This window comes from Microbacterium sp. NPDC055357 (assembly GCF_053644835.1).
Genome location: NZ_JBSHLZ010000004.1, coordinates 228,552 through 250,568 on the forward strand (window position 1 = coordinate 228,552; position 22,017 = coordinate 250,568).

Annotated in this window: 17 protein-coding genes; 1 reads left to right on the forward strand and 16 read right to left on the reverse strand. The window is 69.8% G+C overall.

Features of this window, described 5'->3' with window-relative positions; all coding sequences use genetic code 11:
• Positions 1-87: 87 nt before the first annotated feature.
• From ACWICD_RS08035 to pyrR, 14 genes are all read right to left on the reverse strand, one after another.
• Positions 88-669, reverse strand: coding sequence for a CoA-binding protein (locus ACWICD_RS08035; protein ID WP_454139870.1), 582 nt, complete (start codon positions 667-669; stop codon positions 88-90).
• Positions 666-2,003, reverse strand: coding sequence for an O-acetylhomoserine aminocarboxypropyltransferase/cysteine synthase family protein (locus tag ACWICD_RS08040; RefSeq protein ID WP_454139871.1), 1,338 nt, complete (start codon positions 2,001-2,003; stop codon positions 666-668). The genes ACWICD_RS08035 and ACWICD_RS08040 overlap by 4 nt, the downstream gene beginning before the upstream one ends.
• 31 nt (positions 2,004-2,034) lie before the next feature.
• Complete coding sequence (acs, locus tag ACWICD_RS08045) at positions 2,035-4,038, reverse strand: acetate--CoA ligase (RefSeq protein ID WP_454139872.1); 2,004 nt, start codon at positions 4,036-4,038, stop codon at positions 2,035-2,037.
• A 1-nt stretch (position 4,039) separates the two neighbouring features.
• Positions 4,040-4,852, reverse strand: a complete 813-nt coding sequence (locus ACWICD_RS08050; protein WP_454139873.1) for an ABC transporter permease — start codon at positions 4,850-4,852, stop codon at positions 4,040-4,042.
• Positions 4,849-5,883: an aliphatic sulfonate ABC transporter substrate-binding protein gene (locus ACWICD_RS08055; RefSeq protein WP_454139874.1), complete on the reverse strand. Its 1,035-nt coding sequence runs from the start codon at positions 5,881-5,883 to the stop codon at positions 4,849-4,851. Before ACWICD_RS08055 ends, ACWICD_RS08050 begins: the two co-directional genes overlap by 4 nt.
• Positions 5,880-6,704 (reverse strand): ABC transporter ATP-binding protein, encoded by an 825-nt coding sequence (locus ACWICD_RS08060; RefSeq protein ID WP_454139875.1) that lies wholly within the window; start codon positions 6,702-6,704, stop codon positions 5,880-5,882. Before ACWICD_RS08060 ends, ACWICD_RS08055 begins: the two co-directional genes overlap by 4 nt.
• Positions 6,705-6,815: 111 nt before the next feature.
• Complete coding sequence (gmk, locus tag ACWICD_RS08065; RefSeq protein WP_454139876.1) at positions 6,816-7,715, reverse strand: guanylate kinase; 900 nt, start codon at positions 7,713-7,715, stop codon at positions 6,816-6,818.
• Positions 7,708-8,568, reverse strand: a complete 861-nt coding sequence (gene pyrF / locus ACWICD_RS08070) for an orotidine-5'-phosphate decarboxylase (RefSeq protein ID WP_376125964.1) — start codon at positions 8,566-8,568, stop codon at positions 7,708-7,710. Before pyrF ends, gmk begins: the two co-directional genes overlap by 8 nt.
• The gene (carB, locus tag ACWICD_RS08075) at positions 8,565-11,852 is read right to left on the reverse strand and encodes a carbamoyl-phosphate synthase large subunit (protein ID WP_376125961.1); all 3,288 of its coding nucleotides are present in this window, start codon (positions 11,850-11,852) and stop codon (positions 8,565-8,567) included. The genes pyrF and carB overlap by 4 nt, the downstream gene beginning before the upstream one ends.
• The gene (gene carA, locus ACWICD_RS08080) at positions 11,845-13,110 is read right to left on the reverse strand and encodes a glutamine-hydrolyzing carbamoyl-phosphate synthase small subunit (RefSeq protein WP_454139877.1); all 1,266 of its coding nucleotides are present in this window, start codon (positions 13,108-13,110) and stop codon (positions 11,845-11,847) included. Before carA ends, carB begins: the two co-directional genes overlap by 8 nt.
• Positions 13,107-13,616 (reverse strand): PH-like domain-containing protein, encoded by a 510-nt coding sequence (locus ACWICD_RS08085; RefSeq protein WP_454139878.1) that lies wholly within the window; start codon positions 13,614-13,616, stop codon positions 13,107-13,109. The genes carA and ACWICD_RS08085 overlap by 4 nt, the downstream gene beginning before the upstream one ends.
• Complete coding sequence (locus ACWICD_RS08090; RefSeq protein ID WP_454139879.1) at positions 13,613-14,923, reverse strand: dihydroorotase; 1,311 nt, start codon at positions 14,921-14,923, stop codon at positions 13,613-13,615. The genes ACWICD_RS08085 and ACWICD_RS08090 overlap by 4 nt, the downstream gene beginning before the upstream one ends.
• The gene (locus ACWICD_RS08095) at positions 14,920-15,885 is read right to left on the reverse strand and encodes an aspartate carbamoyltransferase catalytic subunit (RefSeq protein WP_376125950.1); all 966 of its coding nucleotides are present in this window, start codon (positions 15,883-15,885) and stop codon (positions 14,920-14,922) included. The genes ACWICD_RS08090 and ACWICD_RS08095 overlap by 4 nt, the downstream gene beginning before the upstream one ends.
• The gene (gene pyrR, locus ACWICD_RS08100; RefSeq protein WP_376125947.1) at positions 15,882-16,427 is read right to left on the reverse strand and encodes a bifunctional pyr operon transcriptional regulator/uracil phosphoribosyltransferase PyrR; all 546 of its coding nucleotides are present in this window, start codon (positions 16,425-16,427) and stop codon (positions 15,882-15,884) included. The genes ACWICD_RS08095 and pyrR overlap by 4 nt, the downstream gene beginning before the upstream one ends.
• Before the next feature lie 96 nt (positions 16,428-16,523).
• Here pyrR and ACWICD_RS08105 point away from each other — a divergent pair, with 96 nt between their 5' ends.
• The gene (locus tag ACWICD_RS08105; RefSeq protein WP_454139880.1) at positions 16,524-17,207 is read left to right on the forward strand and encodes a TMEM175 family protein; all 684 of its coding nucleotides are present in this window, start codon (positions 16,524-16,526) and stop codon (positions 17,205-17,207) included.
• On the opposite strand, the gene ACWICD_RS08110 is transcribed toward ACWICD_RS08105, so the two are convergent.
• Positions 17,174-18,730, reverse strand: coding sequence for a Rieske 2Fe-2S domain-containing protein (locus ACWICD_RS08110; protein ID WP_376125941.1), 1,557 nt, complete (start codon positions 18,728-18,730; stop codon positions 17,174-17,176). The two genes, ACWICD_RS08105 and ACWICD_RS08110, sit on opposite strands and share 34 nt — an antisense overlap.
• Before the next feature lie 48 nt (positions 18,731-18,778).
• Positions 18,779-21,784 carry a DEAD/DEAH box helicase gene (locus ACWICD_RS08115; protein ID WP_454139904.1) on the reverse strand — a complete coding sequence of 1,002 codons (3,006 nt, stop codon included), beginning with the start codon at positions 21,782-21,784 and terminating at the stop codon, positions 18,779-18,781.
• Positions 21,785-22,017: the final 233 nt, after the last annotated feature.

Consider the following 22,017-nt stretch of genomic DNA (forward strand, 5'->3'; position numbering starts at 1 on the left):
CTTTCGAAGCGGGTGGATGTCAGCGGTGGATGTCTGAAGGCGCGCGCCGAGCGCGGACGCATCCGTCCATTCTATCCGACGTGCGGGTCAGCGCGCCGTCACCTGGCGTTTCGACGAGATGACGCCCGTGTCGAAGCCCGCCAGACGCAGTCCGCCATGGAAGCGCGCGTGCTCGATCTTGACGCAGCGGTCCATCACGACGCTGAGGCCGGCCTCACCGGCGATCGCGGCGGCCTCTTCGTTCCACGACCCCAGCTGCAGCCACAGCGTCTTCGCGCCGACGGCGACCGCTTCGCGTGCGACGTCCGGCAGGTCGTCGTGCCTGCGGAACACGTCGACGATGTCGGGCGCGACGGGCAGGTCGGCGAGCGAGGCGTAGACGGGCCGGCCGAGGATCTCCGTCGCGCGCGGATTGACGAAGTACACGTCGAGGTCGGAGCCGCCCAGCAGGTACGACGCGACGAAGTAGCTCGCCCGCGCGCGGTTGTCCGATGCCCCGACGATCGCGATCGAGCGGGCCTCGCGCAGCAGCGCATAACGCTCCGGCGCGGACGGGGCCCGCCACGTGCGCGGGGCCGTCGCCTCGGTCGGGGTCGTCTCGGCGAGCGCGCCGGGCAGCGCGCAGGCGGGGGCAGGCAGTGCGCAGGCCTGATCGGATCCGAAGCTCATCGCGGCAGTCCTGTCGCTCGGGTGAGGGCCTGATCGAGGTCCCAGACGATGTCTTCGGCGTCCTCGAGGCCGACCGAGATGCGGATGAGGTCGGCGGGAACGCCCGCGTCGGCCAGCTGCGCGGGTGCGAGCTGCTGGTGGGTCGTGGACGCCGGATGGATGACCAGGGTGCGGGCATCGCCGATATTGGCCAGGTGCGACGCGAGCTGCAGCGCCTCGATGACGCGCTCGCCGGTGCGGCGGGCGGCGCTCAGGCGCTCCTCGTCCGTCGGGAACTCGCCCGTGGGCTTCACCCCGAAGGCGAACACCGAGCCCGGCCCCAGCGGCAGATACGCGCGCGCTCGATCGTGATGAGGATGATCGGGAAGCCCCGCCCACGTGACGTATTCGACGCGCGGGTCGGAATCGAGCCACTCCGCCACGACGCGGGCGTTCGCGAGGTGCGCGTCCATGCGCTGCGGCAGCGTCTCGACGCCCTGCAGCAGCAGGAACGCCGACTGCGGACTGAGGGCGGGGCCGATGTCGCGCAGCTGCTCGGTGCGCAGCTTCGTGAGGAAGCCGTACTCGCCGAAGTTGTCCCACCATCGGATGCCGCCGTAGGACGGCACGGGCTCGGTCATCTGCGGGAACTTGCCGTTGCCCCAGTCGAACGTGCCCTTCTCGATCACGACGCCGCCGAGCGTCGTGCCGTGACCGCCCAGGAACTTGGTGACCGAGTGGATGACGATGTCCGCCCCGTGCTCGAGCGGGCGCGCCAGATACGGCGTCGCGAGCGTCGCGTCGACGACGAGCGGGATGGATGCCGCGTGGGCGACCTCGGCGAGACCGGTGATGTCGGCGATCTCCCCCGACGGGTTGCCGATGATCTCGACGTACAGCACCTTCGTCTCCGGCCGGATCGCGGCGGCGAAGTCGGCGGGGTCGTCGGAGGCGACGAAGGTCGTCTCGACCCCGAAGCGGCGCAGCGTGACGTCGAGCTGCGTCACGGTGCCGCCGTACAGCTGCGCCGAGGCGACGACGTGGTCGCCCGCGCCGACGAGGGCGGCGAAGGTGATGAACTCCGCGCTCATGCCCGATGCCGTCGCGACGGCGCCGATGCCCCCTTCCAGCGAAGCGAGCCGCTCTTCGAGAGCGGCGACGGTGGGGTTGCCGATGCGGGAGTAGATGTTGCCGTACTTCTGCAGCGCGAACAGGTTCGCTGCATCCGTCGCATCGTCGAACACGAACGACGTGGTCTGGTAGATCGGCACGGCGCGCGCGCCGGTCGTGGCATCCGGGGTGCCGCCGGCGTGCAGGGCGCGCGTGCGGAAGCCGAAGCGGTGGTCGTCGGTCATGTCTTCTCTCGGTGTGCGGGCGCGACGGCGGTCACGCATCGGCGAGCACGTCGGCGATCTGCTCGACGGTCCAGGGGTTCTGCAGCGAGGTGGTGTCGCCGAGGGAGGCGGGGGCGCGACCGGCCCGGCGGTCCCGCTCAGCCTGCCACAGCTGGGCGAGGAGGCGGCGCAGGATCTTGCCCGAGCGCGTCTTGGGCAGTTCGGCGACGACGTAGACGTGGCGTGGCTTCGCGACCGGTCCGATCCGCCGTGCGACGCCGTCGCGCAGCTCTGCGGCGTCGAGACCGCCGCTGCCGGACGGCACGACGAAGGCGGCCACGGCGTGACCGGTGACGGGATCGTCGACGGCCGTCGCGCCCGCTTCGCCGACCGCGCGCTGCGCGACGAGGGCGGACTCGATCTCGATCGTCGACAGACGGTGTCCCGACACGTTCACGACGTCGTCGAGGCGACCGAGGATCCAGACGTGCCCGTCGTCGTCGACCGTCGCGCCGTCACCGGCGACGTAGTAGCCGCCGTGCGCGCCGTGTCCCGCGAAGCGCGCCCAGTACGAGTCGCGATACCGCTCGGGATCGCCCCACACGGTGCGCGCCATACCGGGCCACGGCCGTCGCACGACGAGCGTGCCCGACGCGCCCGGCGTCACCGGTTCTCCCGCGTCATCGACGACGGCCGCGTCGATCCCCGGCAGCGGCACCGTCGCCGATCCCGGCTTGAGCGTCGTCGCGCCGGGCAGCGGGGCGATCATCGCGGCACCCGTCTCGGATTGCCACCACGTGTCTACGACGGGCACCTCGTCACGGCCGAACGTGCGCCGGAACCACACCCAGGCCTCGGGGTTGATCGCTTCGCCGACCGTGCCGAGCAGGCGCAGCGACGACAGGTCGTGCCCCGCCGGCAGGTCATCGCCGAACCACGTCATGAAGGTGCGGATGAGCGTGGGCGCGGTGTAGTAGACCGTGACCCCGTAGCGCTGGATGATCTCGAGATGCCGCTCGCGGTGCGGTGCATCCGGTGTGCCCTCGTAGATGACCTGCGTCAGACCGTTCGACAGCGGCCCGTACAGCTCGTAGGTGTGCGCCGTGACCCATGCGAGATCCGCGGTGCACCAGTGCACGTCGTCGGGCTTGGCGTCGAAGTGCGCCCAGTGGGCCCAGCTCGCGTGCGCGAGATATCCGCCCGACGTGTGCACGAGGCCCTTGGGTCGCCCCGTCGTACCGGAGGTGTAGATGATGAACAGCGGATGCTCCGCCTCGAACGCCACCGCGTCGTGGCGGTCGCTCGCGGTGTCGACGACATCGTGCCACCACACGTCGCGGCCCGCCGTCCACGGCACGTCCTGCCCCGTGCGGCGAACCGTGAGGACGTGCCGCACGTGGTCGAGACCGTCGGCGGCCGCGTCGGCGGCGGACTTCACCTCGACGGCGGATCCGCGGCGGAACTGGCCGTCGGATGTGACCAGGAGCGCCGCGCGGGTGTCCTGCAGGCGGAAGCGCACGGCCTCTGACGAGAAACCGCCGAAGACGAGCGAATGCACGGCGCCGATGCGCGCGCACGCGAGAGCGATCACGACGGTCTCGATCAGGACGGGCAGATACACCACGACCCGGTCCCTCGGCTCGATGCCCAGGTCCCGCAGTGCGTTGGCCGCGCGGGAGACCCGTCGCTGCAGATCGGCGTACGTGACGCTCGTGCGGTCGCCCGGCTCGCCTTCGAAATGCAGGGCGACGCGCTCGCCGCGACCGGCCTCGACGTGCCGGTCGACGCAGTTGTAGGCGACGTTGAGCCGCCCGCCGGCGAACCAGCGGGCGGCGGGGACCGAGAGGGTGCCGTCGGCGCGGGTCACCGGTGGCTCCCACTCGAGGGCCGTGTGCCACGGCTGCTGCCACGTCAGCCGGCGCGCGGCATCCTCCCAGAAGGCGGTGGGGTCGGCGGCGGCGCGGGCGTAGGCCTCGTCGCCCACGTTGGCCTGCGCGCGGAACGCGTCGTCGGGCGGATAGGTGCGCCGTTCGACCAGGCGGGTCTCGGCGGTCATCTCACGCCCATTTCTTCAGCAGGTGCTTCTGGACGACGCTGAGGATGCCGTTGGTGAGGGTGCCCAGCAGCGCCAGCAGCACGATCGCGAGCAGGATGCGGTCGACGCGGCCCGTGCTCTGCGATTCGGTCAGCAGGAACCCCAGGCCCATCGACGCGGCGATCAGCTCCGCGGCGACGAGGAAGAGCCATGCCTGTGCCATCGCCAGTCGCAGCCCGGAGATGATCGAGGGCACGACGGCGGGCAGCTGCACGAGGCGCAGCAGGTCCCACCCGCGCAGACCGAACGAGCGACCCATCTCGACCAGGTGCGGGTCGACGTGGCGCAGGGCCGAGCCGACGGTCGTGAAGATGGGGAAGAACGCGCCGATCGCGATGAGGGCGACCTTGGAGTCTTCGCCGATCCCCATCCACAGCAGCAGCAGCGGAACGAGGGCGAGCGAGGGGATCGCGCGGAAGGCGGCGAGCGTCGGACTCAGCAGCACGTCGCCCGCCCGCGTGAGGCCGACGAACGCCGCCGCGACGAGCCCGACGACGGACCCGATCGCGAAGCCGATCAGCACGCGCTGCACCGAGATGGCGATGTGCAGCCAGAGCACGCCGCTGTCGAGCATCTCGACGGCGGCCTGGAAGACCGTCGCGGGCGCCGGCAGCCGGTGCGGCGGAAGGATGCCCGTCACGGTGACCGCCTGCCACAGCGCCAGCAGGGCGATCGGAACGACGAAGCCACCCGCGATGCGCACGGCGCGGCGATCCCACAGCGAGCGCGCCGTGGGCGTGCCCGTGTCGGTGTCCGCCGCGGTGAGCGTGGTCATCGCGCGTTCACTGCTTGTTCGGCGAATGTCGCGTTGATGATCGTCGCGAGGGCGTCGGAGACGGCCTGCTCGCCGCCCTGGACGGCGTCGGAGTCCACCAGCACGGGCGCGATCTTCTCGAGGACCGCGAGCTGGGCAGCGCCCGGGATGCCGCTCACGTCGAGGTTCGAGCGCTCCTGGATGACCGTCTCGGCGACGGCGAGGTCGATGCCGGCGACCTCGGCGAGCAGAGCCGCCGTCTCGTCAGGATTGGCCAGTGCCCACACGCGCGCCTCTTCGTAGGCGTTCACGACGACCTGCGCGAGGTCGGGGTGGTTCGTGATGAAGTCCTCGGTCGCGTTGAGGAACCCGTAGGTGTTGAAGTCGACGTTGCGGTAGACCAGCTGCGCCCCCGCATCGACTTCGGCGGCCGCCATGATCGGATCCAGGCCCGACCACGCGGCGACCGATCCCGCATCGAGAGCGGCCCAGCCGTCGGCGTGCTGCAGGTTCTGCACCTCGACGTCCTCGACCGTGAGACCCTCGGTCTCGAGCGCCTGCAGCAGGAAGAAGTACGGGTCGGTGCCGATCGTCGCGGCGACGGACTGCCCCTTCAGGTCGGCGACCGACGTGATGTCGCTGCCTTCCGGCACGACGATCGCTGCCCACTCCGGCTGCGAGTAGATGTCGATGACCTGGATCGGCGAACCGTTCGCCTTCGCGAGGAGCGCGGCGGAGCCCGCCGTCGAGCCGACGTCGATCGACCCGGCGCGCAGCAGTTCGTTCGCCTTGTTCGAGCCGGCGGACTGCACCCACTCGACGGCGACCGAATCGCCGAGCGCCTCTTCGATGAGCCCCTGCTCCCTGATGACGAGACTCAGGGGGTTATATGTCGCGAAGTCGATCGTGAGCGTGTCGGTCGACCACTCGCCCTCCCCCGCCGGCGCGGGTGCCGCCGAGGCGTTCTCACCGGCGACGCATCCCGCCGCACCGAGCATGATGACGCCGGTGACGGCGAGGACGGGAAGGATGCGGCGCAGCGGACGGTTCATCGGGTCTCCTGAGTGCGGGTGTGGTGCGTGTCGACGCCGAGGCCCTCGAGCAGCTCGGCGCGCAGGTCGGTCAGTGCTCGCTCGGAGCGGTCTCGCGGTCGAAGTCCGGGGACCGTGATCGTGCGGGCGATCGAAGCGTCGCGGGCGTCGGCACTCGGGTCGACGGCGCGCAGCAGCAGCACGCGGTCGGCGAGATACAGGGCTTCTTCGACGTCGTGGGTCACGAGCACGACGGTCGTGGGCACGGCGGCGTGCACGTCGAGAAGCAGGTCCTGCATGCGCAGGCGGGTCAGCGCGTCCAGAGCGCCGAACGGCTCATCCAGCAGCAGCACTTCGGGCCCCCGGGCCAGAGCGCGGGCGAGCGACGCGCGCTGCGCCATGCCGCCGGAGACCTCGCGCGGGCGCTGGTGCGCCGCGTGCTCGAGGCCGACGAGGGTCAGCAGCTCGGCGACGCGGTCGCGTCCGGCGCGCTTGTCGATGCCGCGCGGCAGGCCGAGTGCGACGTTCTGCGCGAGGGTGCGCCACGGCAGCAGTCGCGGCTCCTGGAAGGCGACGGCGGTCGTGCCGCCGACGTCGACCCCGCCCGCGGTCGGCGCGTCGAGGGCGCCGATGAGGCGCAGCAGCGTCGACTTGCCGCAGCCGGAGGGACCGACGATCGCGAGGATCTCGCCGTCGACGAGTTCGAGATCGACGTCGCGCAGTACGGTGCGCTGCCCGCCGCGTCCTGCGAAGGCTCGCCCCACACCCTCGAGACGGACGGCCGGAGCGCGGTCCACCGCCGGGGCGGACGCTGCGGGAGGCGCGAGCAGAGTGCTGGACATGCACTCATCGTTTCTGAGGCGGCCCCCGGAACGAAGCCGAGCGTAATGTTCTGCAACGAAGGGGCATCCGGAACAGGCGTTCCCCCCGGACAGGCGATCCGTCGAGCGCGGTCAGACCCGGGCGAGTGCCGCGACTTCGCGGGCGGCACGCGCGACGTCGTCGTTCACGACGCGGTAATCGAACTCGTCCTGCGAGGCCAGTTCGACACGGGCGGTCTTGAGTCGCCTGGCGCGCTCCTCGGGACCCTCCGTGCCGCGACCGACGAGCCTGTCGACCAGTTCGTCCCAGCTCGGCGGCAACAGGAACACGAGGGTCGCCGCGGGCTCGGCGGCGCGCACCTGGCGCGCGCCCTGCAGATCGATCTCGAGCAGCACCGTCCGGCCTTCGGCCAGTGCCGCGTCGATCGGTGCACGCGGCGTGCCGTAGCGGTGCCGGTTGTGCACGGTCGCGTGCTCGAGCAGGTCGCCCGCGGCGATCATGCGATCGAATTCGGCGTCGTCGACGAAGAAGTAGTGCTCGCCCTCGATCTCGCCGGGCCGCGGTGCGCGCGTCGTCGCCGAGACCGAGAGCATGATCTCGGGGTGGTGCTCCTTGATGTGCGCCGCGACGGTTCCCTTGCCGACCGCCGTGGGACCCGCGAGCACGAGCAGCCGGCTGCGGCCGGCGCGGGGGGCGCGCTCGGGCCGCCTCTCGTCGAGGAAGCGCAGCAGGACAGCGCGCTGACGCGCGCCGAGCCCGCCGAGACGCTTGACGGGCGAGATGCCGAGCTCGGCGAGGATGCGGTCCCGCTTGCCCTCGCCGATCGCCGGGATGCACGTGAGGAACTCGGTCACGCGCATCGCGCCCGCCGGTGTCTCGGGCTTCGCGAGCGCGCGGCGCAGCAGCTCTTGCGGGGTGATGACGCGCATCGTGACGTCGTGCTTGAGAGCGGCGCGTTCGCGGCGCGCAGCGACCGCGCGGCGGGATGCCGCGACGCGGTCGACCTCGGGAGGGGTACGTGAATCAGCCATCGGAACCACTACGGTACAACGCCGCGCGCTCTGTGATGCGCGCCGTCAGAACATCGGGACCCGCCGAGAGGATGCTGCGGCTCTCGGACGCGACGACGTTGCGCGCGACCGCCCCGAAGAGCGACGTCAGCTCGGCCGGCTGCGCACCCTGTGCACCGAAGCCCGGAGCGAGGATGGGGCATGCGGTGAGCGCGTCGTCGGTCAATCCGAACTCGAGCCGGTCGACGGTCGCCCCGATGACGAGACCGGCCGGTCCGAGGTCGCCGGCGAACGCCGCCGATCCGTTGACCCACGCGATGTCGCGTGCGACGCGCGCTGCGACGGTCTGGTCGTCGGCCGACGCGACGTCGACCGTGCGTGCGGTCTGCAGCGCCGCCGCTTCGGGGTTGCTCGTCGCGGCGAGAACGAAGACGCCCTTGCCCGCACGGACCGCCGTCGCGAGCGTCTCGCGCAGCGACTCGGGTCCGAGATACGGGCTCACCGTGACAGCATCCGCTTCCAGCGGAGCACCCGGCGTGAGCCACGCGGCGGCGTAGCCGGCCATCGTCGAGCCGATGTCGCCGCGCTTGGCGTCGGCGATCACGATCAGCCCCGCCGCGCGCGCGGCGGCCAGCACGTCTTCGAGAGCGGCGAACCCCGCCGATCCCCAGCGCTCGAAGAAGGCGACCTGGGGCTTCACGACGCCGACGCGTCCTGCCGCGGCCTCGACGACACGCAGCCCGAAGTCACGCAGGCCGCGCGCGCCGGCATCCATCCCCCATTCGGCGAGCAGGTGCTCGTGGGGGTCGATGCCGACGCACAGCGGTCCGTACGCGTCGAGCGCTGCGCGAAGCCGCGCGCCGAAGGATGTCACGTGCGCGCTGCCCGGTCCGCGGCGTACTCCTGCAGGCTCTTCACGTCGAAACCCTTGCGCAGCGTCGACATCCCGCTCACGGCTGCGCCGAGAACGGCCATCGTCGTGAAGAGCGCCTTGTCTCCGGCGACCGCCGCCGCGCGGATCTCGTACCCGTCGGCGCGGGCCGTTCCGCCCGAGGGCGTGTTGACGATGATGTCGATGGTGCCGTCGTTGATGAGGTCGACGATGTTGGTCTCTCCACCGTCGTGCGTCTCGCTGTACTTCGCGACGACCGTCACGGCGATGCCGTTGCGGGCGAGGATCTCGGCGGTTCCCTCGGTCGCGACGAGTGTGTAGCCGAGCTCCTGCAGCCGGTGCGCGGGCAGGATGACCGCGCGCTTGTCGCTGTCGGCGACCGAGATGAAGACGGTGCCCTCGAGCGGCATGCCGCCGTATGCCGCGGCCTGCGACTTCGCGAACGCCGTCGGGAAATCGCGATCGATGCCCATGACCTCGCCCGTCGAGCGCATCTCCGGCCCCAGCACGGAGTCGACCGTCTTGCCGTCCTTCGTGCGGAAGCGCTTGAACGGCAGCACGGCCTCCTTCACCGAGACCGGAGCGTCCAGCGGGATGCGCGATCCGTCGGCTTCGGGCAGCAGGCCCTCCGCCTTGAGATCGGCGATCGAGGTGCCCGCCATGACGCGCGAGGCGGCCTTGGCCAGCGGGATGCCGAGCGCTTTCGAGACGAAGGGCACGGTGCGGCTCGCACGCGGGTTGGCCTCGATGACGTAGAGCACGCCCGCCGAGATCGCGAACTGCACGTTGAGCAGCCCGCGCACGCCCACGCCCTGAGCGATCGCGAGCGTCGCCTCACGCACGCGGTCGACGTCGGTGCGACCGAGCGAGATGGGCGGCAGCGTGCACGATGAGTCGCCGGAGTGGATGCCGGCCTCTTCGAGGTGCTCCATGACGCCGCCGATGTACAGCTCGGTGCCGTCGTAGAGCGCGTCGACGTCGATCTCGATCGCGTCGTCGAGGAAGCGGTCGACGAGGAGGGGCTTGCCCGCCTCGACGATGACCTCGCCAGCCGTGCGGACGAAGTACTCCCGCAGGGCGGCGGTGTCGTAGACGATCTCCATGCCGCGTCCGCCGAGCACGAAGCTCGGGCGTACGAGCACGGGGTACCCGATCTCCTCCGCGATGCGCACGGCGCCGTCGGCGTCGATCGCCGTGCCGCTGCGCGGCGCGAGAAGTCCCGCGTCGTCGAGGAGGCGCGAGAACAGCTCGCGCTCTTCGGCGAGGTCGATCGCGGTGGGGCTCGTGCCGAGGATCGTGTAGCCGGCTTCCTCGATGCCCTTCGCCAGTCCGAGCGGCGTCTGGCCGCCGAGCTGGCAGATGACGCCGAGGATCTCACCCGACTGCGCCTCGGCGTGCAGCACCTCGAGCACGTCCTCGAGCGTCAGCGGCTCGAAGTAGAGCCGGTCGGACGTGTCGTAGTCGGTCGACACGGTCTCGGGGTTGCAGTTGACCATGACGGTCTCGTATCCCGCGCCGGAGAGGGCGAAGGACGCATGCACGCACGAGTAGTCGAATTCGACGCCCTGGCCGATGCGGTTGGGGCCCGAGCCGATGATGACGACCTTCTGCCGGTCAGACGGCGTGACTTCGGTCTCGACCTCATAGCTCGAGTAGTGATAGGGCGTGAGCGCGGGGAACTCCCCCGCGCACGTGTCGACCGTCTTGTAGACCGGACGCACATCCAGCGCGTGCCGGATGCCGCGGATCTCGGCTTCGGACCCGCCGCGCAGCTGCGCGAGCTGGGCATCGCTGAATCCGTGCTCCTTCGCCAGACGCAGCGTGGCGACGTCGAGCTCGGGGGCCTGCCGAACGAACTCGGCGACCTCGTTGATGAGCACCATCTGATCCAGGAACCACGGGTCGATCTTCGTCGCCTCGAAGGCCTGCTCGATCGTCGCGCCCTTGCGCAGCGCCTGCTGCAGCACGACGATCCGACCGTCCGTCGGCGTCTTCGAGATCTCGAGCAGCTCATCGACGGAACGCTCTTCGTCGCCCCAGTGGAAGCTCGATCCGCGCTTCTCGAGCGAGCGCAGCGCCTTCTGCAGCGCCGTGGCGTAGTTGCGCCCGATCGCCATCGCCTCGCCGACGGACTTCATGGTGGTCGTCAAGGTCGTGTCGGCGGCGGGGAACTTCTCGAAGTTGAACCGCGGCACCTTCACCACGACGTAGTCGAGAGTCGGTTCGAAGCTCGACGGCGTCACCTTCGTGATGTCGTTGGGGATCTCGTCGAGCCGGTAGCCGATCGCGAGCTTCGCGGCGATCTTCGCGATCGGAAAGCCCGTCGCCTTCGATGCCAGCGCCGACGAGCGCGAGACGCGCGGGTTCATCTCGATGACGATGATCCGCCCGGTCTGCGGGTCGATGGCGAACTGGATGTTGCAGCCGCCGGTGTCCACGCCCACGGCGCGGATGATGTCGATGCCGATGTCGCGCAGCTTCTGGAACTCGCGGTCGGTCAGCGTGAGCGCGGGGGCGACAGTGATCGAGTCGCCCGTGTGCACCCCGACGGGGTCGACGTTCTCGATCGAGCACACCACGACGGTGTTGTCGGACGTGTCGCGCATGAGCTCGAGCTCGTACTCCTTCCACCCGAGGATCGACTCCTCCAGGAGCACCTCGTTGGTGGGCGAGTCGTGCAGGCCCGCGCCGCCGATGCGGCGGAGGTCCTCTTCGTCATAGGCGAAGCCCGATCCCAGGCCGCCCATCGTGAACGACGGACGCACGACGAGCGGGTAGCCGAGCTTCTCGGCGCCGGCGATCAGATCGTCCATCGAATGGCAGATGACCGATGCCGCGACATCCGCGCCCGCGTCGATCACGAGCTGCTTGAAGATCTGGCGATCCTCGCCCTTGTTGATCGCCTCGAAGTTCGCGCCGATGAGCTCGATGTCGTACTTCTCGAGGATGCCGTGGTTGTGCAGCTCGATCGCCGCGTTGAGCGCCGTCTGACCTCCGAGGGTCGGAAGGATCGCGTCGGGGCGCTCCTTCGCGATGATCGTCTCGATGACCTGCCACGTGATCGGCTCGATGTAGGTCGCGTCGGCGAAGTCCGGGTCGGTCATGATCGTCGCGGGGTTGGAGTTGACGAGGATGACCCGCACTCCCTCTTCGCGCAGCACGCGACAGGCCTGCGTGCCCGAGTAGTCGAACTCGCACGCCTGCCCGATGACGATCGGCCCGGAGCCGATGACGAGGACGCTCGTGATGTCGTCGCGCTTAGGCATTGTTCTCCTTCGATCCCTGAGTCTGCTCCTGCGGTCCCCGGCCTTGCGCCTGCGGTCCCTGACCTTGCCCCTGCTCCTGCGGTCCCTGACCTTGCTCCTGCTCCCGCGGTCCCTGAGCTTGTCGAAGGGTCGCGACGACGAGGTCACGGAAGCGGTCGAACAGGTAGTTCGCGTCGTGCGGGCCGGCAGCGGCCTCGGGGTGGTACTGCACCGAGAAGGCCGGGATGTCGAGGGCGCGCAGTCCCTCGACGACGTTGTCGTTGAGTCCGACGTGACTGACCTCGATGCGGCCGTACCCGTGGGGGCTGTCGAACTCGCCCTCGACGGGAGCGTCGACGGCGAAGCCGTGGTTGTGGGAGGTGATCTCCACGCGCCCGGTCAGTTTGTCCTTCACGGGCTGGTTGATGCCGCGGTGGCCGAACGGCAGCTTGTACGTGCCCAGACCCAGCGCCCGCCCGAGCAGCTGATTGCCGAAGCAGATCCCGAAGAAGGGCAGGCGGTCGTCGAGGATCGAGCGCAGCAGGTCGACGTGCGCGTCGGATGCCGCGGGGTCGCCCGGCCCGTTGGAGTAGAAGACGGCGACGGGGTCGACGGCGCGGATGTCGTCGATCGACACGTCGTGCGGAAGGATATGCACGTCGAAGCCGCGCGAGACGAGGTTGTGGATCGTCGCCTGCTTGACGCCGAGGTCGAGCACGGCGAGATTGCCGATCCGCTCTCCCGTCGCCTCGACGACGCGAACGGCGTCGATCGAGACATCGGCCGACAGGTTGCGCCCGGCCATGCGCGGGGCTTCGCGGATGAGCCGGAGATGCTCGTCGGGCTCGAGGGATGCGGCATCCCCCGAGAAGATGCCGCCGCGCATGCTGCCCGCTCCGCGGATGTGCCGTGTCACGGCGCGCGTGTCGACGCCGCTGATCCCGACGACGCCTTCGCGGACGAGGGCGTCATCGAGCGAGCCGTCGGCGCGCCAGTTCGACACGACACGCGAGGGGTCGCGGACGATGTAGCCGGACACCCAGATGCGGTGCGACTCGACGTCTTCCGCGTTGACGCCCGTGTTGCCGATGTGCGGCGCGGTCTGCAGCACGATCTGACCGGCGTACGACGGGTCGGTGAGGGTCTCCTGGTATCCGGTCATGCCGGTGGCGAAGACGACTTCGCCGAGGGTCGTGCCGACCGCACCGTAGGCGCGGCCGACGTAGCGCGTGCCGTCCTCCAGGACGAGCACTGCGGGTTCGGTGGAGAAGAAGGTCATGCGTCGGTTCCCGTCTGGGTCGGGGTGAGGATGCTCGAGATCGCATCGGTGAGGGCTCTGGCCGAGGCATCCTGAGGTCGGAGGTAGGAGTCGACGACCGTGCCGTCATCGAGGCGCCAGGTGAGGCGGACGAGTCCGTCGCGCTCGACGACGCGGTCGATCGTCACCGTGGCCTGCGCCACGAGATCGATGCGGTCGGCGCGCACGAACACGCGGGGCTTGCCGGTCAGGTCGAGGGCGATGCCGGCGCTCGTCACCGTGACATCGACGCGCGAGCGGAACGCCAGACCGCGGATCGCGAGGCGCTCCAGCGGCTCGCCGTGCTTCGTCGTCGCGACGTACAGCGAGCGGAACTCGCTCATCGTCTCGGCGCCGGCGGGGGCTTCGGCCACGGGGGCGGACAGCCCGGAATCGCGGCGCGTGCGTCGCCACCACGCGAAGGCCGCGAGAGCGAGGATCAACACCGCCACGCCGATCATGACGGCGACGGCGCCCTCACGGGTCATGCGCGCTCCCCCGGCCGGTCGAGCACGACACCGTCGACGACGGTCGGCGTGCCGCGATACAGCGTCCAGCGCACCTCACCGGGCAGCTCGCGCCCGAGGTACGGGGAGTTGACGCTGCGTCCGCGCAGGTCATCCTTCGAGAAGGTGCGGATCGGCGCGGGATCGATGAGCGTGAGGGATGCCGCGTGCCCGGGGGCCAGCGGAGTCCCGTGGCCCGCGAGCCGGCCGATGCGCGCCGGTTCGCGCGACATGATGCGCGCGACGTCGCTCCACACCAGCATCCCCGTGTCGATCATCGTCTGCTGCACGACCCGCAGCGCGCTCTCGAGCCCGACCATGCCGTTCGCCGCGGCCTGCCACTCGCACGCCTTCGCTTCGGCGGGGTGGGGTGCGTGGTCGGTCGCGACGATGTCGATCGTGCCGTCGGCGAGTCCTTCGCGCACGGCGCGGACGTCTTCTTCGCGCCGCAGCGGGGGGTTCACCTTGAACCGGGCGTCGTAGTCGCGGACGAGTTCGTCGGTCAGCAGCAGGTGGTGCGGCGTCACTTCGGCCGTCACGTCGATGCCGCGCTTCTTGGCCCACCGGATGATGTCGACCGAGCCGGCTGTCGACAGGTGGCACACGTGCAGCCGCGAGCCGACGTGCTCGGCCAGGAGCACGTCGCGCGCGATGATCGACTCCTCGGCGACGGCGGGCCAGCCGGCCAGGCCCAGTTCGGCCGAGACGACGCCCTCGTTCATCTGAGCGCCCTCGGTCAGCCGGGGGTCCTGCGCGTGCTGCGCGATGACACCGTCGAACGCCTTGACGTATTCGAGGGCGCGGCGCATGATCAGCGGATCCCACACGCAGAAGCCGTCGTCGCTGAAGACGCGCACCTGAGCGCGGGAGTCGGCCATCGCCCCCAGCTCGGCGAGGCGCTCGCCCTTCTGCCCGACGGTGACCGCCCCGATGGGCTGCACCGTCACGAACCCGGCCGCCTCGCCGAGGGCGAGCTCCTGCTCGACGACTCCGGCGGTGTCGGCGACGGGTGAGGTGTTGGGCATCGCGAAGACAGCCGTGAAGCCGCCGGCCGCGGCGGCGCGCGACCCGGTGAGGATCGTCTCGGAGGCTTCGTACCCGGGCTCGCGCAAGTGCGTGTGCAGGTCGACCAGGCCCGGCAGCGCGATGAGGCCGTCGGCGTCGACGACGGTGGCCCCGGCGCGCGAGACGTCCGAGCCCACCTGTGTGAGAAGGCCATCCTCGACGAGGATGTCGGCGGCGGCCCCGCCTTCGAGTCGGGCCCCCCGGATGAGGAACGTCTCAGTCATCGCGTGTTCTGCTCTCGTTCGGGTCGCTCGCCCGCCAGCAGCAGGTAGAGCGCGGCCATGCGGACCGATACGCCGTTTGTGACCTGCTCGAGCACCGTCGAGCGCGGCGAGTCGGCGGCTTCGGCGGAGATCTCCAGCCCCCGGTTCATGGGTCCGGGGTGCAGGACAATGCTACCGGCCGGAAGCGCCGTCAACCGTCGGGCGTCCAGACCCCAGCGGCGTGAATACTCCCGTTCAGTCGGAAAATAGGCGGCGTTCATCCGCTCCAGCTGGATGCGCAGCATCATGAGCGCGTCGGGAGCCGCGGCGATCGCCTCGTCGAGGTCGTAGAGGATCGTCGCCGGCCACTGCGAGGAATCCTGCGGCACGAGTGTCGGCGGGGCGACGAGGGTCACATCGGCGCCGAGGGTGTCGAGCAGCCACACGTTCGACCGCGCGACGCGCGAGTGCAGCACATCGCCGACGATCGTGACCGACAGTCCTTCGAGATCGCGTCCCCGGCTGTCGTCGCCGAAGTGACGCTTGCGGATCGTGAACGCATCGAGGAGCGCCTGCGTCGGGTGCTCGTGGGTGCCGTCGCCGGCATTGACGACCCCCGCGGTGATCCATCCGCTCGTCGCGAGCGTCCGCGGCGCGCCCGAGGCCCCGTGCCGGATGACGACGGCGTCCGCGCCCATGGCCTGCAGAGTCTGCGCGGTGTCCTGCAGGGACTCGCCCTTCGAGACGCTGGAGCCCTTCGCCGCGAAGTTGATGACATCGGCCGACAGTCGCTTCGCAGCGGCTTCGAACGAGATGCGGGTGCGGGTGGAGTCTTCGAAGAAGAGGTTGACGACCGTCTTGCCCCGCAGGGTCGGCAGCTTCTTGACTTCGCGGAGCTGCGTGTCCGACATGTCTTCGGCGACGTCCAGGATGCGCAGCGCACTCTCCCGCGAGAGGGTCTTGGTGTCGAGGAGGTGCCTCATGATTCGATCGTCACCTCTTCGACGCCGTCGGTCTCGGCCAGGCGCACGTTGACGCGCTCGTCGCGCGCGCTCGGCAGGTTCTTGCCGACGAAGTCCGGGCGGATGGGCAGCTCGCGATGGCCGCGGTCGATGAGGGTGGCCAGGCGCACGGCGGACGGGCGGCCGATGTCCTGCAGCGCATCGAGCGCGGCGCGGATGCTGCGGCCCGAGAACAGCACGTCGTCCACGAGCACGACGACCTTGCCGTCGATGCCGCCCGCCGGGATCTGCGTCGGCTGGGGGGCGCGCGTCGGGTTGCGGTGCAGGTCGTCGCGGTACATCGTGACATCGAGTGCGCCGATCGGGATCGGCGTGCCGCTGAACTCCGACAGCAGACCGCCGATCCGGTTGGCGAGCGTGACGCCGCGGGTCGGGATGCCGAGGACGACGAGGTCTTCGGGACCCTTGTTGGACTCGAGGATCTCGTGCGAGATCCGAGTCAGAGCGCGGGCGATGTCGGCGCTGTGCAGGACGACACGAGGCAGCACGATTCGCGTGCTCATCCGCCGCTCCCTTCTCCGCCTCACAGGACGGTGTTAAAGGTTGCTGGGTACTCGCGCCAGTCTAGCGGGATGACAGGGCTCTGGCACGCTGGGGTCATGGGCACCGATGCGCAGGATCGTCCGGGCGTCGCTGAACGCGGCGAGAGCGAGTTCGACCGGGGGCTGTCGTTCTATGACGCGATCTACGGGTTCGCTGCGACGCTGCTCGTCGCGAACGTCGATGCGCCGGCGCCCGAGGCCTGGCAGAGCCTGCGCACACTTTTCACCGATGACGTCGTCGACCAGCTGCTCGGTTTCGTGATCAGCTTCGTCGTGATCGTCGTGTTCTGGCGGGTGAATGTCACGCTCGTGCGGCGTCTGTCCGGACTCGACGGGCCGACGACGGCCGTCAACCTCGCGACGGCGGGCCTGGTCATCCTGCTGCCGTTCACAACCGAGGGCATCAGCGATGCGGCGACGACGGATCTGCCGCTGCCCACCGCGATCTACGCCGTCAACGTCGCTGCCGTCGCGCTTGCGCAGGTGGCGATGTTCCAGGTGGCGCGTTCGCGCGGTCTCGAGCGAAACCCGATCCCATCGCGGCTGAATCGGATCCAGTTGCTCGACGCACTTGTCGTGCCGCTCTACTTCCTGGCGTCCGTGCCTGTCGCGCTCGTTGTGAGTGCCGATGCGGCACGGCTTTCGTGGCTCGGTCTCATCGTTGTGGCCCCGGTCTCGGGACGCCTCGTGCGAGTGGCATCCCGTCGTCAGCCTGCGGCGAGCGCGCCCTCGGCTTCGTGAGCACGTATCGGGTGGCCCTGCGTCGTGAGGCACTTGCCGGTGGCGAGGTCCCATTTCCAGTCGTGCAGCGAGCACGTGAGGACGCCGTCCTCGATCTTGCCGGTCTTGGTGAGGTCGGCGCGCAGATGCGGGCAGCGGCGCTGCACGATCCAGTCGCCGAGCTGCGCATCCTCGGTCTGATCGCTCTGCTCGGCGTACCAGTTCTCGACGTACTCGATGCGGTCGCGAGAAAGACACTTCAGGAACGTGGTGAGGAACTCGTTGAACTTGCCGCTGCGACCGACCTCGAACTGCATCGAGAGGAAGATCGAGTTCGACCAGTCGATCTCGTGGTCGGCGATGTTGGTCGAGACGAGGTCGGCGGGAATCGTGTACCAGTAGACGCAGTCTTCGCCGTCGTACTCGCGCACCTTCGCCTTCGGGAAGTCCACCACCATGTCGAGTTCACCGATGCGGAAGCGCACGTTGCCGCCGACACCGTTGCGGATCGTGCGCGCGCGGCGCAGCAGCGGCTCCCACCACTCCTTGATCGCGGCGAGCATCTCGGCGGGGGGAAGTACGGCCGCGCGCGTCGCCTCTTCGGCCGCGACTTCGCTCTGACGCGTATCGCGCTGTTCGGCGAGGTAGGCCCACTTGTCATCGAAGATCCGGTCGATCTCGGCAGCCGTGTAGAGCGTCTGCGTCACGACGAGCTCGCCGTGGTTCAGGTCGACCTGCGTGCCGGGCACGAACTCATAGCCCTTCTGCTCGGGCCGCAACTCGCGCATGTGCGCGAGGAACTGACGCTGATCGGTGAAGATCGAGTCGTCTTCTGTGCCGTAGCCGTTGTAGCGGAACAGCTCTTCGCGCAAGAACATGGGCGGTCCGGCCATCGGGAACACGTGTGCCGCGTCGACCTTCTCGATGTAGTACATCGCGCGCTTGTTCTGCGCGTCGCGCTTGAGCTTCGCGAAGTTCTGCTTGGCATCCTGCGGCAGGTCGTAGACCATGGGCCACCAGATCGCGCCGGACACCTGCGTGAAGTACGCGTCGGGCTTCGAGAACGTCAGCAGCGTGTCGAGATCGAGGGGGTGCGAGTCGTTCTGATTGAGGATGCTGGCCGTGCCGTCGTCGACCGAGAGCGACGAGTCGCCGATGGGTCCATCGCTCGGGGCGCGCAGGGGTGTCACCATGATCTTCAGGTCGCCGAACTCGAGCGGCACACCCGCCTGCGTGTAGACGATGTTGTCGTAGCCGAGCTTCTTCAGATCGACCTCGAGGTCATCGGTCGGGTACTCCGGCAGAAGCACCCTGATGTCCTTCGGCACGTAGCGCTCGAGCAGGGCGGGGTCGAAGTGGTCGCGGTGCCGGTGCGAGATGTAGAGGAAGTCCGCGGCGCCGAAGCGCTCCCAGTCGAGTGCGCGGTTGTCGGGGAACGGGAACCATGAGCCGAAGAAGCTCGGGCCGATGACCGGATCGCAGAGGATGCTGCCACCCGCCGTCTCGATATACATTCCGGCGTGTCCGAGGCCCGTGATGCGCATGAATTCCCTCCCGTGTGACCCCTCGAGTCTAGGCGAGGGCCGACCGGCTCACGCGTCGAAGAGGGCTCGGATGTCGTCGGCATCGAGCGTCTGGCCGAACAGGGCGTCGTCGTCCATGACGGAGCGGAACAGGCGCGCTTTGCGTTGCTGCAAGGCCATGACCTTCTCTTCGATCGTGCCGTTGGCGATGAGGCGGTAGACCATGACCTTGCGCTCCTGCCCGATCCGGTGCGCGCGGTCGACCGCCTGCGCTTCGGCGGCAGGGTTCCACCACGGATCGAGCAGGAAGACATCGTCTGCCTCGGTGAGTGTCAGCCCGAACCCGCCCGCCTTGAGGCTGATCAGGAACACCGCAGCGCCACCCTGGCGGAACTCCGCGACGGCGGCGTCTCGATCGCGCGTCGACCCGTCGAGATACGCGAAGCGGATGCCGCGCTCTTCGAGCCGCTGCGCCACGAGGCGCAGGAACGACGTGAACTGACTGAAGACCAGGATGCGATGACCTTCGGCCACCGCTTCGTCGAGGCGTTCGAACAATGCCGTGAGCTTGCTCGGCGCGACGTGCGCGTGCGCCGGATCGACGAGCCCGGGAGCCAGGCTCAGCATGCGCAGCAGTGTGAGCGAGCGGAACACGATGAACCGGTTGCGATCGAGGTCGTCGAGCAGTCCGAGCACCTTCTGCCGTTCGCGCTGCAGCACGGTGTCGTACAGGGCCCGGTGCGCCGCATTGAGCTCGATCCGCAGCTCCTGCTCCTGCTTGGGCGGAAGCTCCGGGGCCACGAGGTCCTTCGTGCGGCGCAGCACGAGGGGTCGGATGCGCCGTCGCAGCCGTGCGAGGCGGCGGGCGCGGTACTGGCCGCCCTCCTGCGTGTCGGGGACCTTGCCCTTCTCGATCGGCGCGATGTACTCGTCGCGGAATCGGCGCGCCGAGGCGAAAAGGCCGGGTGCGGTCAGAGACAGGAGCGCCCACAGCTCGGTGAGGCTGTTCTCCAGAGGTGTGCCCGTGATCGCGAACGTGACGTCGGCGCGCAGCTCTTTCGCGACGCGGTGCGTCTTCGTCTGGCTGTTCTTCACGAACTGCGCCTCGTCGAGCACGACTCCCGCCCAATCGACACTCGTGAAGGCGGCGGCGTCGAGTCGCAGCAGGGTGTACGAGGTCACGATGACGTCGGCCTCGGATGCGGCATCGGCCACCTCGGTCCCCCGCGCGCTGACGATGTGCACGCGCAGGCCGGGGGTGAACCGAGCCGCTTCGTCACGCCACGTCGACAGCACCGAGGTCGGTGCGACGACGAGGAACGGGCGCGTCTCACCGGATTCGCGCGCGTGAGCCAGCAGTGCCAGCATCTGCAGCGTCTTGCCGAGCCCCATGTCATCGGCGAGGATGCCGCCCAGCCGGTGCTGCCACAGGAACGCGAGCCAGTCGTAGCCGGCGCGCTGATATGGGCGCAGCTCGGCGTTCAGCCCGCGCGGCAGGGCGGCCGACGGCACGCCGTCGGCGTCGCGCAGGCCCTCGGCCGCGGCGCGCCAGCTCGTGGCGGGAACGGTCTCGTCGGCGAGGTCTTCGAACTCCGACCACAGATCCGTCTGGTAGCGGCTGATCCGCGGCCCCGTCTGCCATTCGTCGAGCGTGCCCGCTTCGTCGATCAGCTCGCGCAGACGGTCCAGCGCCGGATGCGACAGCGAGAAGTACGCACCGTCGCTCAGCAGCAGCTTCTTGCGGCCGCGCGACATCGCGGTGAACAGGGTGCCGAACGGGATGCGTCGCCCGTCGATCGTCACGACGATGCCGAGGTCGAACCAGTCGGTCTCCGTCGTCTCCACGGTCGTGATCTCGATCCGCGGATCGCCGGACAGTTCGCGGTAGCGCGGGCGCTCGCCGGAGATCACGACATCGACGTCGTCCGCCGCCTCGAGCAGCGGCAGCAGCCTCGACGAGAACTCCGCCGCGACGACGCCCGCCAGCGACGCGGACGGTGCGAACTCGACGGGAGACGCGTCCTGCCAGAGCTGTTCGACGCGCGCGCGGATGCTGCTCTCGGCGACCGGGTCTCGCTCCTCGCTCGTGTCGGGATCCCACGGCAGTGTCGTGTCGCGGCCGTACCGCCACGTCAGGTCGTAGTCCAGGCGGTCCGACGGCGCGAAGCGCACGGCGACCTCGAGGGTCGGTCGCACCGCCGCAGGGATCGGGATGCCGGGCGCCTCGACGGCGACGCGACGTGCGATCCTGCCCAGGTGCTCGCTCACGAACTCGTCCGCCTCGTGCGCCGGGATCGACACCGCCGACCGCGCGGCGAGGAGCGCGGGCACCGGATCGGGCAGCGGGAGGGCGGCGAGGGTGAGTGCGATGCGATCGCCGTGCACCGTGAACCGGTACAGGCCCGAGCGTCCGACCGGCCGAAGGGTCGCGGCATCCGCCTCGGTCTCGTCGATCGTGACCCGCGGCCGGATCTCGAGCGCACCGGAGACGCGCTCGGCGCGCACGACGACGGAAGCGGTCTGGGCGAGGTCGACGCTCTGACCGGTCTTGGTCGGCACGAGCGGGATGCCGTGCTCGACACCCGAGGCGAGGTGCGCCCAGAGCAGGCTCGACTCGATGTCGTCGAGCGTGAGCCACTCCGAGACGTCCGAGAACGCACCGAAGGACCGCACGTCGCGGCCGATGCTGTGCAGCTCCGCGAACCAGCGGGCCTGTGCGGGGTCGTGCGCGCTGATCGGACGGCGCAGCGTGTCCCACGACACCGTCCCCTTGATCCAGGCGCGCGTTCGCGGGCTGCGCTCGAGCGGACGCAGACCCACGAGCACATCGGCCGCACTGTGGTGCAGACCTCGCGCGGTCGCGGTCGCGACGCGGGCCGGCGCCCACGAGGATGCGCCGCGACGGACGCGCTGGCGCAGCTCGACGCCGAGCGCGAGCGGTGTCGCGGGGCGGGGGCTCGCGGGCGGGGCGGACGCCAGGACGGTGCGCCACGACGACTCGCTGCGCGATGCGACCTCGGCCGAGCGGTTGCTCGCGAGGATCGTGGCGACCGTGTGCTTGCAGTCGATCTGCATGGGGCACGAGCACGTCGTCGCGACGATGGGCGCATGTGGCCGATCCGCATCGACGCGGATGCGGCAGCGGTAGTGCTGCGCGCCGCTTCCGGCGACGACGGATTCGATGAGGGATCCGACGGCGTCCCACGTCACGCGCTGCACGGCGCCGTCGGCGAAGTAGGCGACTCCCCGTTCGTACGCGCCCGGCCCGGCGAGCCTCCGGATGTGGACGGCGTCGATGAACGGAGGGG